This is a genomic window from Nocardia vinacea, assembly GCF_035920345.1.
Lineage (GTDB): Bacteria > Actinomycetota > Actinomycetes > Mycobacteriales > Mycobacteriaceae > Nocardia > Nocardia vinacea_A.
On record NZ_CP109149.1, the window covers coordinates 7,868,748 to 7,882,324 of the forward strand.

Annotated in this window: 7 protein-coding genes; 4 read left to right on the top strand and 3 right to left on the bottom strand. The window is 66.3% G+C overall.

Features of this window, described 5'->3' with window-relative positions:
• Positions 1 to 34 precede the first annotated feature (34 nt).
• The gene (locus OIE68_RS35845; RefSeq protein WP_327095367.1) at positions 35 to 1,672 is read left to right on the top strand and encodes a long-chain fatty acid--CoA ligase; all 1,638 of its coding nucleotides are present in this window, start codon (positions 35 to 37) and stop codon (positions 1,670 to 1,672) included.
• Positions 1,673 to 1,688: 16 nt separating this feature from the next.
• Here OIE68_RS35845 and OIE68_RS35850 read toward each other — a convergent pair whose 3' ends face one another.
• The 3 genes from OIE68_RS35850 to OIE68_RS35860 all read right to left on the bottom strand — a co-directional run bounded on the left by OIE68_RS35850 (position 1,689) and on the right by OIE68_RS35860 (position 3,766).
• A complete protein-coding gene (locus OIE68_RS35850) occupies positions 1,689 to 2,237 on the bottom strand; it encodes a hypothetical protein (RefSeq protein ID WP_327095368.1) in 549 nt (182 codons plus the stop codon).
• 71 nt (positions 2,238 to 2,308) lie between these two features.
• Positions 2,309 to 2,701, bottom strand: a complete 393-nt coding sequence (locus tag OIE68_RS35855) for an SCO5389 family protein (protein ID WP_327095369.1) — start codon at positions 2,699 to 2,701, stop codon at positions 2,309 to 2,311.
• Between the two features lie 60 nt (positions 2,702 to 2,761).
• Positions 2,762 to 3,766, bottom strand: a complete 1,005-nt coding sequence (locus OIE68_RS35860; protein WP_419150836.1) for a nitronate monooxygenase — start codon at positions 3,764 to 3,766, stop codon at positions 2,762 to 2,764.
• 300 nt (positions 3,767 to 4,066) lie between these two features.
• On the opposite strand from OIE68_RS35860, the gene OIE68_RS35865 reads away from it, so the two are divergent.
• From OIE68_RS35865 to OIE68_RS35875, 3 genes are all read left to right on the top strand, one after another.
• Entirely contained in the window at positions 4,067 to 4,891 is an 825-nt protein-coding gene (locus tag OIE68_RS35865) for a M23 family metallopeptidase (protein WP_327095371.1), read from the top strand.
• Positions 4,892 to 4,958: 67 nt separating this feature from the next.
• Positions 4,959 to 5,942, top strand: a complete 984-nt coding sequence (locus tag OIE68_RS35870; protein ID WP_327095372.1) for a LuxR C-terminal-related transcriptional regulator — start codon at positions 4,959 to 4,961, stop codon at positions 5,940 to 5,942.
• Positions 5,943 to 6,189: 247 nt separating this feature from the next.
• The gene (locus OIE68_RS35875) at positions 6,190 to 13,503 is read left to right on the top strand and encodes a non-ribosomal peptide synthetase (RefSeq protein WP_327095373.1); all 7,314 of its coding nucleotides are present in this window, start codon (positions 6,190 to 6,192) and stop codon (positions 13,501 to 13,503) included.
• Positions 13,504 to 13,577: the final 74 nt, after the last annotated feature.

A 13,577-nucleotide genomic window follows, 5' to 3' on the forward strand; every position in this document is an offset into this window, starting at 1 on the left:
AGGCCGCCGTAGCCACCGAAGAAAAGGAGTACCGATGTTGAGCACCATGCAGGACGAGCCGTTGTCGCTGGCGACGTTGCTGCGCTACGCATCGACGTTCATGGGCGATTCCACCGTCTCGACCTGGACCGGCACCGGCGTACGCACCATGACCTACCGTGAACTCGGCGCCGAATCGGCACGCCTGGCAAATGCCTTGCGCGGCTTGGGAATTGGTGAAGGCGATCGGGTCGGCACCTTCATGTGGAACAACAACGAGCATATGGTCGCCTACATCGCGGTACCTGCGATGGGCGCGGTGCTACACGCGCTCAATATCCGGCTCTTTCCGGAGCAACTCGTCTTCGTGGCCAATCACGCCGAGGACCAGGTGGTGATCGTCGACGGCACGCTGGTTCCGATGTTCGCCCAGTACCTGCCCAATCTGAAGACCGTCCGCCACGTCATCGTGGCCAATGGCGATGCCGCCGCGCTGCAGGCACCCGAGGGCGTCCAGGTGCACTCCTACACCGAACTGCTCGCCGCGCAGCCGGATACCTTCGACTTCCCGGTGATCGACGAACGCTCTGCCGCCGCAATGTGTTACACCTCCGGCACCACCGGTGATCCCAAGGGCGTGGTGTATTCGCACCGCTCCAACTGGTTGCACGCCATGCAGGTGTGCCAGCCGACCAGCATGGGCTTCTCCAACCGCGACTATGTGCTCGCCATCGTCCCGCTGTTCCATGCCAATGCCTGGGGCCTGCCGTATGCGGCGCTGATGTCGGGCGCGAATGTCCTCATGCCCGACCGCTTCCTGCAGCCCGGTCCGCTGCTGGAAATGATGGCCACCGAGCAGCCGACCTTCGCCGCGGCCGTCCCGACCATCTGGGGTGGCGTACTCGCCGGACTGGCCGCGAAGCCGCAGGACATCTCGCATCTGCGTTCGGTGGTCGTCGGCGGTTCGGCGGTGCCGCCGTCGATGATGCGCGCCTTCCAGGAAAAGCACGGCGTCCGCATCCTGCACGCCTGGGGTATGACCGAGACGTCCCCGCTCGGCAGCGTCGCGCATCCGCCCGCCGGGGTGACCGGCGAGGACGAGTGGGAGTACCGCTTCACCCAGGGCCGTTTTCCGGCGAGTGTGCAGGCCCGCCTGGTCGGCGATAACGGCAGCGTGGTTCCCAATGACGGAGAGTCGCTGGGCGAGTTGGAGGTTCGCGGTCCCTGGATCACCGGGTCGTACTACGCCCCGGACGGCGCGGTGATCGATCCCGACAAGTTCGACAATGGCTGGCTGCGTACCGGCGATGTCGGCAAGATCAGCCCGGACGGCTACCTCACCCTGGTCGACCGGTCCAAGGATGTCATCAAGTCCGGCGGCGAATGGATCTCCTCGGTCGATCTGGAGAATGCGGTCATGGGCCACCCGGCCGTCGCCGAGGCCGCGGTCATCGGTGTGCCGGACGAGAAGTGGGACGAGCGCCCCCTCGTCGCGATCGTGCTCGCCGAAGGCACCGAGGCCAAACCGGAGGAACTGCGCGACTTCCTCGCCGACAAGTTCGCCAAATGGCAACTGCCGGAACGGTGGACTTTCATCGCGGAGGTCCCCAAGACCAGCGTCGGTAAATTCGACAAGAAGCGTCTGCGCGCCCAATACGCCGACGGCGACCTCACAGTCACCACGCTGTCCTAGAGCGACAAGCCCCACCTCACCACTTCAGCATCGGCAGTGGTGAGGTGGGGTGCGTCCGGATTCGTTTGGCGGCCAGTTGGACCAACCGGCGGTGGAAGCCTTTGTCGGGGTACCGCTTCGCCAGTTCGCGGTAGGTGGAGCGAGGTATCCCGAAGCGGCCGAGCAGGCCGTATTCGACGTCGATGGCATCGGCTCGGCGGAAGATTTCGATCGGGTCGGTGTCGATGCCTGCCGGGCGAATCTTGTGGTGGTCGTTGATCATTGCGACGACCAGATCGGCCAAGTCGGCGCGGTCGATCTGATCGAGCCATTGCAGTGCGAGGTCCACAGAGGGCGCCAGGTAGTCGAAAGTGCCCGCGGTCCAGATCCCCAGATCGTGAAAGGCCGCGGCGGTGCGGAACTCCTCGCGGGTGCTCGGCAAGCTGCCGGAGCCACTGTCGAGCAGATCGCACAGCTCCAGCACGCGCAGCACATGGTTGGTGTACGCACCGCGATCCGAGCCGAGTTGCGGCAGCCAGGGATGCAGCCGCCGATCGATCTCGTCGCGAAGATCGTTGCCGCTCATGCCTGCTCACATTACGCGCGACCCCGGCGCGGCCGGAAAATCCGTGCCGCGCCGGGGTTTTGCGATGCTGATCAGCAGTTGCGGAGTTCGGGGCTCTGGTTCAGCAGTTGGGCGCGAGTCCCGATGAAGGTGGTGTAGGTGTCGCCGCCGACGGCGGCGATCGGGAAGGCCGCGACGCGGTGGCAGTTCTGGAAGGCGAGCTTCACCTTGAAATGGCGTTCCAGGCCGCCGCGGATGGCGTCGGAGGCCATGGCACGCAGCAGTTGTCCCCGGGCCACCTCATCGGGCGGCGCAACGACATTGTCGGCGAATTCGGCTGTGCCGGACTGCAGCTCACCGGCCACCCGGCTGACGACCTCCCAGGCGTACGGGAGGGAGACCCGCACGACCTCGACGAAGTCGGCGTCGTCGACCTCGCCGCGTTCGGCGCGTTCGAGTAGGGCGGTGGGAACATCGAGGGACATAGCGCTCTCCTGACCTGGATGGCTGTTGCGAGGCCCCTCGATTCTAAACGGAAACTGTTGTCAACAAGACTGGATTCGTCCCGAAAGTGCTGTGGTCAGGGCGGTTTTCGCATCTGCGGCCAAGCTGCGGACTAGTTCACCGGCCGGTAGCTCGGGTGCCAGCGTGTGGGTCTGGCCAGCCCACATGTTCACATCGTCCGGATTGCCCGCCGCTCGTGCGGCGGCCCGCAACGGCGCTGTGGCGTAATGGATTTCCGGATAGGCGGCCGGTGCTGTCGCGGAGTGTTCGTCCATGAACCGGTTGCGCAGGCCGCGCGCCCGGCGGCCGGTGAAGGCGCGGGTCAGCATGGTCGGGGTGTCGGCGCCGAGCGCGGCGCGATGCACCGGATTGGTGCCCGCTTCCGGTGAGCGTAGGAAGACGGTCCCGAGTTGCACGGCCGCCGCGCCGGCCGCGAGCGCTGCCGCGATGCCGGCCCCCGTGGTGATACCGCCGGTGGCCACGATCGGCCGGTCGACGGTCGCGTCGAGGATCTGCAGTAGTGCGAGCAAGGTGAGTGGATCGGTGGCATCGTCCGCGACACGATCGATGAAGGTGGCGCGATGCCCGCCAGCCTCCGCGCCCTGGGCGATCAGCACATCGGCACCTGCTTCGACCGCGAGGTGACCTTCGGCGGCCGAGGTGACCGTCACCCACACTTCCGAACCGGCCTCGTGCAACCGGGCGACCTCGGCAGCGCTCGGGCAGCCGAACGTGAAGGTGACCACCGCGACGGGCGCATCGATCAGCAGCTCGAGCTTGGCGTCCCATTCGTCGGTGTCGTACTTCGGCACGCCGACCTCGTGGGTGCGCCCCAGCTCGGCGAGGTAGTCGGCGAAATCCTCGGGCGCGGCGGCGGGGCCCGGGGTGAAGAGGTTGACGCCGAAAGGCGCGGTGGTCAGTTCGCGGGTGGCCGCGAGTCGTGCCGCGGTATCGGTCGCGGTCAGATATCCGGCGGCCAGCAGGCCGAGGCCGCCCGCCGCGGAGACCGCCGCCGTCAATTCGGGCGTGGACGGTCCGCCCGCCATCGGCGCCAGCACGATCGGAACGCTCAACTCGTTGAGGATCACGGGTCCCAGTGTGGCGCATCGGTCGCTGCTTGCAGGTCGCTCGAAAGGATCGGCTTCGTGATGGTGACCCGCGCGTCTGACCAGGCCCTAAACAGGGATTTTGGCCGAGAAGGTTGCGAAATGGTCACGACGAGGTAGAGTTCCCGTCACAACGGATGCCGAAACGTTACAAACTTCGGAACCTGTTCAGCCACTGTAGGTCGAGCGCAAGGACCAGCTTTGTCGCAGCATCGGGTAGGCCCCAGTTCTATAACCGTCATGAGCCTCATCGGCGACGGCGTTGCGGGTCGGCCGACGCGGCATCGCGCCGAGCCGTCGACCACCGACCGGGTGAAGGTCGCGGCCGGTGTCGCGGTCGCCACCGGTGCCCTCATCGGCACCGCAGCCCAGGTCGCGCCTGCCATTGCCGCCCCGCTCATGCCGGGTGCGCACGACGGGAACGAGGAAGCCGCCGCGCCCATCACGTTCAAGGGCACGGCGGAACTACCTGTCGAAGAGGTCAAGGCAGCGGCCCCGATAGCCGAAGCCGCACAGGCCGTCGCCACCCCGGTGGCCGCGCCGATCGCGGACCCGGTCGCCACTCCGTTCGGCATCAGCAATCTGCCGCCGGAGATCGCGGGCCCGCTGGCCCAGGTCGAACAGGTCCTCAAGGGTGCGCAGCAGCAGTTCGCCCCGGCCCCCGCGGTGCGCCCGGTCGCCGGTGCGATCAGCTCCGGATTCGGTTCCCGCTGGGGCGAATTCCACTACGGCCTCGACTTCGCCGATCAGCTCGGCGCACCGATCCACTCGGTGAGCGGCGGCACCGTCATCGAGGCGGGCCCGGCCTCCGGTTTCGGCCTGTGGGTGCGGATCCAGCAGGACGACGGCACCATCGCGGTCTACGGACACGTCAACGAGATGTTCGTGCACGCGGGGCAGCGGGTGAACGCGGGCGATGTCATCGCCACCGTCGGCAACCGCGGCAATTCGACCGGACCGCATCTGCACCTGGAGATCTGGGATCAGGGCGGCAACAAGGTCGACCCGATGCCGTACTTGGCAGCCAAGGGTGTCCCGCTGCAGTGGGGCCCGTCGGCGCACTGATTTTCTTGCCCGGCTTGATAGTCCGACGACGGTCCCGTGGGGACCGTACGGTCGTTAGGCTCAGGCGATGACTGCGCTGGGCGATATCTTCGAGCCTGGATCACCGCACGGGCGGACCTACGCCGTGCTGGTGCATCATCCGCGATCCAGCTTGGGCGAGGTCGCCGAATATCTGGGCGTCTCGAAGGAGACCGCCGCCGCATCGCTGGAGGTATTGACCCACCTGCAGGCCGCGGTTAGTCAGCTTTCCGTCGACGGTGAGGCGATCTGGGATGCGCACGCACCCGAATCGCTGTCCGAGGCCGAGGCGCGGCGCAGGCAGCACGAGATCAACCAAATGCACGCCGCGGCCGCGCGACTGAGCGAGACATTCCGATCGGTGCGCCGCTCACCGCGCTCCAATGGCGCGATCGTGCCGGTTTTCGAACGCCTCGAGATGCTCGCGGATTTCGAGGAGGTCCAGACCTCGGCCCGTAACACGGTCAAGGTGATCGAACGCGGTCCCTATCTCAGCGATCCGGAACGCGAGCGACAGCTGTTCCTGCTCAAGCGCTCTCGGATCGGTGACGGCATTCGCTACCAGACGCTATATCAGGACACTATTTATCAGGATGCGGAAAGGTTGCGGCACGCGCTGTCCACCAATGCCAGTGGGGCCCAGGCGCGCACCCTGCCCGAGCCGCCGTTCAAGCTGATCATCAGTGATGACGAGCGGGCGAGCCTGGTCTTGCACGCGGACGAGCGCCGCCCGGATCCGATGGGTCTGCGCATTTCCGGATCGCCCGGATTGCGGTTGCTGGTGAAGACTTTCGATGTGCTGTGGTCGCTGGCGGCGCCGATTTCGGTGAACCCGACCGCCGACGAACTCGACGAGCGGGATAAGGCGATTCTCACCCTGATGGGCCTGGGTGCGACCGATGACACCATCGCTCGCCGACTCGGCATGTCCCGTCGAACCGTGGTCCGGCGTACGGCGCGGCTGCTGGAGCGGCTCGGCGCGAGCACCCGGTTTCAGGCGGGCGTACAGGCGACTAGGCGAGGATGGCTGTAGCTCGGGCAAGTGAACGCTCGAGTGGACAACATGGGACGAATGCTGAACGATCAGTGTCCCGGGATGTTTGAGGGCTTGTGTCACAACGGATTCGGAGATAGCACCACGCACTCTGAATTCGCGGATAGTTAGCTCTCGCCAATACGACAAACCGATTGCGTTGCGCAGGAGCGAATGCGGCGGCGGAATTCCGTGTGCGGTTGTTCGACCCTGCCATATGCCAGATGTGAAAGGCGAATGGTTGGGAATGGATAGAGCGAGTCGATCTGTTCGGACCAATCGTCGGCGCCGAGCCGGCACCCCACTCTTCGGTCAACTGCTCACCGCCGCCGTCGAATCCGCCGCCGATGCGGTGGCGGTTCGCTTCAACCCGACCGGTGATCCGGCCGACCAACGCGAGTTGACCTATCGCGAATTCGACGAGGCGTCCTCGCGGCTGGCCTGGGAACTCATAGCACGCGGCATCGGCCCCGGTGACATTGTCGCTACCGCGCTGGCCCGATCGGTCGAGTCCGTTCTCACGGTGTGGGCGATCGCGAAGACGGGTGCGGCCTATGTCCCGGTGGATCCGGCCTACCCCGCGGAGCGGATCGCGCATATGGTGTCGGACTCCGGCGCTGCGCTCGGCGTGACCACTGCGGCGCATCGCGCGGTGCTGGGCTCATCGGTTGATTTGGGCACATCGGTCGATTGGATCGAACTCGATGATCCAGTGGTGGCCGCGCAGATCGCCGCGCAGCCGGAGCGGCCCGTCTCCTATGCCGATCGGATTCGGCGCCTCGACGAGCGGCATCCGGCCTACGTCATCTACACCTCCGGTTCCACCGGACGGCCGAAGGGCGTCGTGGTCACGCACGCCGGGTTGGCCGGGTTGGCCGCGAACGGTCAGCGGTATGCGCTGACGGGCGATTCACGGGTGACGCACCTGAGTTCGCCGAGCTTCGACTTCTCGCTGATGGAGATGCTTTTCACGTTCTCGGCGGGGGCGACACTGGTGATCGCGCCGCCGACGGTATTCGGTGGTGTCGAGCTCGCGGATCTGCTGCGCCGGGAACGGGTTACCCATCTGCTGATCACCCCGGGTGCGCTGGAATCGGTCGATCCGGCCGGGTTGGACGAACTGCGGGCCGTGGTGGCCGGTGGCGACAGGCTCGGTGTCGAACTCGTCGAGCGCTGGGCGCGGGACGGGCGGGCCGTCTTCAATGCCTATGGCCCGACCGAGGTCACGGTCATGGTCACGACCGGGCAGATGGAACCCGGCGCACCGGTCACCCTCGGCGGCACCGTCGCCGGGGTCGGGGCCTTTGTGCTCGATTCGCGCTTGCGGCCGGTGCCTTCGGGCGTTGTCGGCGAGTTGTATCTGGGCGGACCCGCGCTGGCGCAGGGCTATCTCGGACGGCCCGGACTGACCGCGGAAAGGTTCGTGGCCAGCCCGTTCGGTGCGGAAGCCGGTGCACCGGGTGCGCGACTGTACCGCACCGGAGATCTGGTGCGGCGCAACGAAACCGGCGTACTGGAATACCTGGGACGATCCGATTTCCAGGTCAAGATCCGCGGTCTGCGCATCGAACTCGGGGAGATCGACAACGCGCTCACCGCGCATCCGGATGTGGATTTCGCGGCCACGCTCGGCAAGACACTGCCTTCGGGCACAACCGCGCTCGTCTCGTATGTGCTGCCACGCACCGATGCCGTCGTGGATACCGCCGAACTCGTTGCGACACTGGAGCGATCGCTACCCAAGTACATGGTGCCCACGGCCATTGTGGTGCTCGACGAACTGCCGCTTACGCCGGTGGGCAAGCTGGATCGCGACGCGCTGCCCGATCCGGTTTTCGAGGTGCGGGAGTTCCGTGCGCCGTCCACGCGGGAAGAGCAGGTCGTCGCCGAGGTGTATGCGGCGCTATTGCTCGCCGACGGTGTGGACGTCGGTGTCGATGACGACTTCTTCGAACTCGGCGGTAACTCGCTGCTGGCCGCGCAGGCCGCCGCGCGCATCGGCACCGCGCTGGGCACACGGGTGCCGGTGCAGTTGGTATTCGAGGCCCCCGGAGTCGCCGAACTCGCTCAACGGGTGACAGTACTCGCGGCGGCCGGACATGCTTTGAGCGCGCAGCCGCGTCCGGATCGGATTCCGCTTTCGTACGCACAGCAGCGCATGTGGTTCCTGAACCGCTTCGATCCGACCAGCGGCGTCAACAACATTCCGCTGGCGGTGCGGTTGTCCGGGGTGCTCGACGTCGAGGCGCTGCGTTCGGCGGCGCGCGATCTGGTGGGGCGGCACGAGGTGCTGCGGACGGTGTATCCCGAGATCGACGGCGAAGGTATCCAGGTCGTATTGCCGATCGATGATGCCCGTGCGGTGCCGGAGCTCGAGATCGTGTCCGCGAGTGCGGACGAGTTGCCCGAGTTGGTCATCGCGGCGGCCGTCGCCGGTTTCGATGTCGCCGTCGCGCCGCCGATTCGACTACGTCTGGTGCGGCTCGGCGAATCAGAGCAGGTACTGGTGTGCGTGGTGCACCACATCGCGGCCGACGGTTTCTCCATGGGGCCGCTGGCGCGGGATCTGATGTCCGCCTATTCGATTCGGTCGGGTGGTGCGCGCCCGCAGTGGCAGCCGCTCGACGTGCAGTACGCCGATTACGCGATTTGGCAGCGGGCGGTGCTCGGCGCGGAAGACGACGCGGAATCGCTGCTGGCTCAGCAGATCGCTTTCTGGCGCACCGAATTGGCCGGACTGCCCGAGCAAATGGCGCTGCCCACCGATCGGCCGCGTCCGACGGTGCTGTCCAGCCGCGGCGCCGTCTTCGCCTTCGAGATCGATGCCGAGGTGCATACAGCGCTCGAACGGATTGCCCGCGAACATCATTCGACGCTGTTCATGGTGGTGCACGCGGCGCTCGCGGTGCTGCTGTCCCGACTGGCCGGGACCACCGATATCGCCGTCGGAACCCCTGTTGCCGGTCGTGGGGATGCCGCACTCGACAATGTGATCGGAATGTTCGTCAATACGCTGGTGCTGCGTGGCGAGGTCGACCCCGAACTATCGTTCGACGATTTGCTGCGTAACTTCCGGCGGGCCGATGTGGCGGCCTTCGGACATGCGGATGTGCCGTTCGAGCGACTGGTCGAGCTGCTCGATCCGGTGCGTTCGATGGCCCGGCATCCGCTGTTCCAGGTGATGCTGACCTTCCAGAACATGGACCGGCCTGAACTGGAGCTGCCCGGCCTCACCATTTCCGGCATCGATCTGGGCGTCGTGCAGGCGAAGTTCGATCTCGAGCTGACCGTCGTACCGCGCGAGGACCATGGTGCGGCGAACGGTCTCGCGGCGTCGTTCACCTATGCCACCGACCTTTTCGACGAGCCGACGGTGGTCGGTTTCGCGCAGCGCCTGAATCGGGTGCTGGGCGCGGTGGCCGCGGATCCACACCGCGTGGTCGGGGAGCTCGAGCTGCTCGCGCCCGCTGAACGGCAGCGGATGCTGTGGGAGTGGAACGACACCGCGCACCCGGTCGTGCCGGAACTACTGCTCGACGGATATCGCCGTGCCGTGGCGGCGAATCCGGATGCGGTCGCGGTGGCCTACGAGGGGACCGCACTTGCCCACCCGTCGCCCGACCACCACCCCTCAATGAGTCGCTCCGCGACGCTGACATATCGCGAATTCGATGAGCGGGTCAATCGGCTCGCGCGGCTGTTGATCCAGCGGGGCGTGGGTGCGGAAGCGCTGGTGGGACTGGCGGTTCGGCGTTCGCTCGACCTGGTCGTCGGCATGTATGCGATTGTGACGGCCGGTGGTGCGTATGTGCCGTTGGATCCGGATCATCCGGGGGAGCGGATCGCGCATATCCTCGATACCGCCGCACCCGTCTGTGTGCTGACCACGACGGCTGATGCTGGTTTATTGGGCGATACGCCGGCTGTGTACCTGGATACCGTTGAGCTGTCGGCATTCTCAGGGGATCCGGTGCTGCCGACGGAACTGTTGCGGCCGGTTTCGTCGGACAATCCCGCCTACGTCATCTTCACCTCGGGTTCCACCGGTCGCCCGAAAGGTGTTGCGGTCACCCACGCGGCCATCAACAACCAGATCGAGTGGATGCTCGCGCACTACCCGCTCGGTCCCGATGATGTGTATTTGCAGAAGACGGCCACCACATTCGACGTATCCCTGTGGGGGTACTTCATGCCGTTGCGTGCGGGTGCGAAGCTGCTGATCGCCACGCCCGATGGTCATCGCGATCCGGCGTATCTCGCGGAAACGATTGCCGCGCAACGGGTCACCGTCACCGACTTCGTGCCGTCGATGTTGACGGTATTCGCTGCACATCTGACGCCCGGGTCCTGCCCGACACTGCGCGATATCTTCGTGATCGGCGAGGCATTGCCGCCGGAGACGGTGACCGCGATGCGTGCGGTATCGGATGCTGCGGTGCACAACCTGTACGGGCCGACCGAGGCGGCGGTGTCGATTACCGCATGGCGTGCGGACGCCATCGAGCAGACCACCGTGCCGATTGGCCTGCCGCAGTGGAATTCGCAGGTATACGTGCTGGATTCGCGATTGCGGCCGGTGCCCGCGGGGGTGGTCGGCGAGCTGTATTTGGCTGGGACGCAGCTGGCGCGCGGGTACGTCACGCGACCGGATCTCACGGCGGATCGCTTCGTCGCCGACCCGTTCACCGCCGGGGCCCGGATGTACCGCACCGGTGATCTCGTCGTGTGGCGTGCAGAACCGCGCCGCCTGGAGTACTTGGGACGCAGCGACTTCCAGGTGAAATTCCGTGGTCAGCGCATCGAACTCGGCGAGATCGAGACCGCGCTACTCGCCCAGCCTTCGGTCAGCCAAGCCGCGGCATTGGTTGCGCAGTCGGGTGATCAGCTGGTCGGATATGTGGTGCCACAGCCGGGGCAGCAGGCCGAGCCGCAGGAATTGCGGACCGCGGTGGCCGAAGTGCTTCCGGCATATATGATTCCGGCCGCCATTGTGGTGCTGGCTGCCTTCCCGCTGAATACCAGCGGCAAGCTGGATCGCAAGGCACTGCCCGCGCCGACCTTCACCGCACGCGAATTCCGCGCTCCGATCACCCCGACGCAGGAGATGGTCGCCGCCGTCTTCGCCGAGGTGCTGGGCGTCGAGCGGGTCGGCCTCGATGACGACTACTTCGCACTTGGTGGTAATTCGTTGCTGGCTACCAGGGTCGTCGCGCGAATCAACGATGCGCTTGATACGAATGTCGCCGTGCGCGATTTGTTCGAGACTTCGGCCGTCGCCGCGCTTGCCGCCGGAATCATCCCCGGTGCGGGCCGGGCGGCCGCCGCACGCGTACCGCTGACACGGACCGAGCGCCCGGAACGGGTGCCGCTTTCACTTGCCCAGCAACGGATGTGGGTGCTCAATCGGATCGATCCGCAATCTCCGGCATACAACCTGCCGTTTGCGATCCGGCTGACCGGTGAGCTCGATGTCGCGGCGTTGCGCCTGGCCGTCGAGGACGTGTTGGGGCGGCACGAGGCGCTGCGCACGCGGTTCCCCACGGCAGATACCGGTGGGCAGGCGTATCAGGAGATTCTGCCTGCCGCCGTGGTGCTGCCCGACGGACTAGAGGTCGAGACCACCACCGATGTGCTCGGTCGGGTCGTCGAGCTGGTGTCGGCCGGATTCGATGTGACCGAAGCGGTTCCGGTGCGGGCTCGACTATTGGCAGACGGGGACGAGCATGTGCTCGTTGTCGTGGTGCACCACATTTCGGCCGACGGTGCTTCGCTCGCCCCATTGGCTCGGGATCTGGTGACCGCGTATCTCGCCCGCGCGGCCGGTGCGACCCCCGGCTGGTCGCCGCTTCCGGTTCAATACGCGGATTTTGCACTATGGCAGCGCAAGATCATCGGCACCGATGACGACGAGAACTCGGTGGCCGCAGGACAATTGGCGTTCTGGCGTGAGCAGCTCGCCGGTCTGTCGAGCGCACCGGTGCTGCCGCTGGATCGTCAACGTCCGGTGGCGGCGTCGGGGCGTGGCGCATCGGTCGGGTGGACCATGCCCGCCGAGGTGCACGAGGGTCTCGTCCGGATCGCGCGTGAGCATCGATCCTCAGTGTTCATGGTGGTGCACGCGGCGCTGGCCGTCCTGCTCGCCCGGCTGTCCGGTGGTTCGGATATCGCCATCGGCACGCCGATTGCCGGGCGCGGTCAGCGCGCGTTGGACGAGCTGGTCGGCATGTTCGTCAATACGCTGACGCTGCGCACATCGGTCGAGCGCGGCATGGCATTCGATGAACTGGTCGAGCAGACGCGTGCGACGGATCTGGCGGCATTCGCGCATGCGGATCTGCCGTTCGAGCGGGTGGTCGAGGTGATCGCGCCCGGACGCCCGTTGTTCCAGGTGATGCTCGTCTTCCAGAATCTCGAGCAGCCGAGTCTGGTGCTGCCGGGACTCACCGTCGCGGCGTTGGATGCGGGCGATGTCGTCGCGAAGTTCGATCTGCAGGTGGTCGTCGAACCGCGCCTGCAGGCGGATGGGACGCCGGATGAGCTGGTCTCGGTATTCACCTACGCCACAGACCTTTTCGAGGAATCGACAGTGCGTGGGCTCGGGCGCATGCTGGAGCGCATTCTGACCGCGGTGGTCGCCGATCCGGGCGTGCGCATCGGCGGCATCGATATTGTCGACGAGCAGGATCCGGTTCGCACCGCGACCGATGCCACGACCGCCACCGACGGCACCGAGCTGACCCATCTGCTGACTGCCGCGGTGGAGGATGATCCGGACGCGCCCGCACTGGTGTGGGGCGAGGAGGAAATGCCCTACCGGAAACTCGATGCCAAGTCGTCTCAGCTGGCCAGGGTGTTGATCGGGCGCGGTTGCGGTCCGGGGACTGGGGTGGCGATCCGGCTGGAGCGCGGTCCCGACTGGGCGGTGGCCGCGTGGGCGGTGCTCAAGACGGGTGCGGCGCTGGTACTGCTGCCTGTGGACGGGGCTCCGATACCGGATGAGCCCTCCGTGCGGATCGGGTTGACCACCGATACAAGTCCGATCGGTGACGGCATCGAATGGCTGCGCCTCGACGATGCGGCGACCAGTGCCGAAATCTCGGCGGAATCACTGCGACCGGTGAACCACGCGAATCGGACCGCGGTGCTCAGCGGGTCCGATCCGGCCCTCGTCATTGCCGCGACCGGGGTGCGGATGAGCTACGACGAGCTGGCCACCGCGGCCGATCGACTGCGTGTCCGCACCGACCTGACCTTCGAATCGCGCACCTTCCAGCACGGCCGGTTCGATTCCGCCGCAACGCTGCTGGAGGTGGTGAGTGCCGGTGCGACCGGGGCCGGTCTGATCGTGGTGCCGGGTGCTGAAGACCTGGGTGCCTCGCTCGCCGAGGAGTGGGTGACGCATCTGATCGCCGATCGGGCCGCGCTGGCCGCCATCGATACGGCCCAGCTGGCGGATCTGCGGGCGGTGGTGCTCGAGCAGGGCACATCCGCCGAGGTCGTGGTGCCCGAATCGGCCGAGATCGTGCCGTTGGATGAGCTGCTGCCGGTGGTGTCGAGCTGAGTAGATGACGGTGCATGGGGGGATCGAGATGTAACGACAAACGCTAGGAAGTAGTCCCGGAAATGCTCGGCTTG

Bases quoted from the DNA above. Each gene is read 5' to 3' on its own strand.
- OIE68_RS35875 (WP_327095373.1), top strand. From the start codon at position 6,190: ATGGATAGAGCGAGTCGATCTGTTCGGACCAATCGTCGGCGCCGAGCC.
- OIE68_RS35870 (WP_327095372.1), top strand. From the start codon at position 4,959: ATGACTGCGCTGGGCGATATCTTCGAGCCTGGATCACCGCACGGGCGG.
- OIE68_RS35860 (WP_419150836.1), bottom strand. From the start codon at position 3,766: ATGGCGGGCGGACCGTCCACGCCCGAATTGACGGCGGCGGTCTCCGCG.
- OIE68_RS35845 (WP_327095367.1), top strand. From the start codon at position 35: ATGTTGAGCACCATGCAGGACGAGCCGTTGTCGCTGGCGACGTTGCTG.
- OIE68_RS35865 (WP_327095371.1), top strand. From the start codon at position 4,067: ATGAGCCTCATCGGCGACGGCGTTGCGGGTCGGCCGACGCGGCATCGC.
- OIE68_RS35855 (WP_327095369.1), bottom strand. From the start codon at position 2,701: ATGTCCCTCGATGTTCCCACCGCCCTACTCGAACGCGCCGAACGCGGC.
- OIE68_RS35850 (WP_327095368.1), bottom strand. From the start codon at position 2,237: ATGAGCGGCAACGATCTTCGCGACGAGATCGATCGGCGGCTGCATCCC.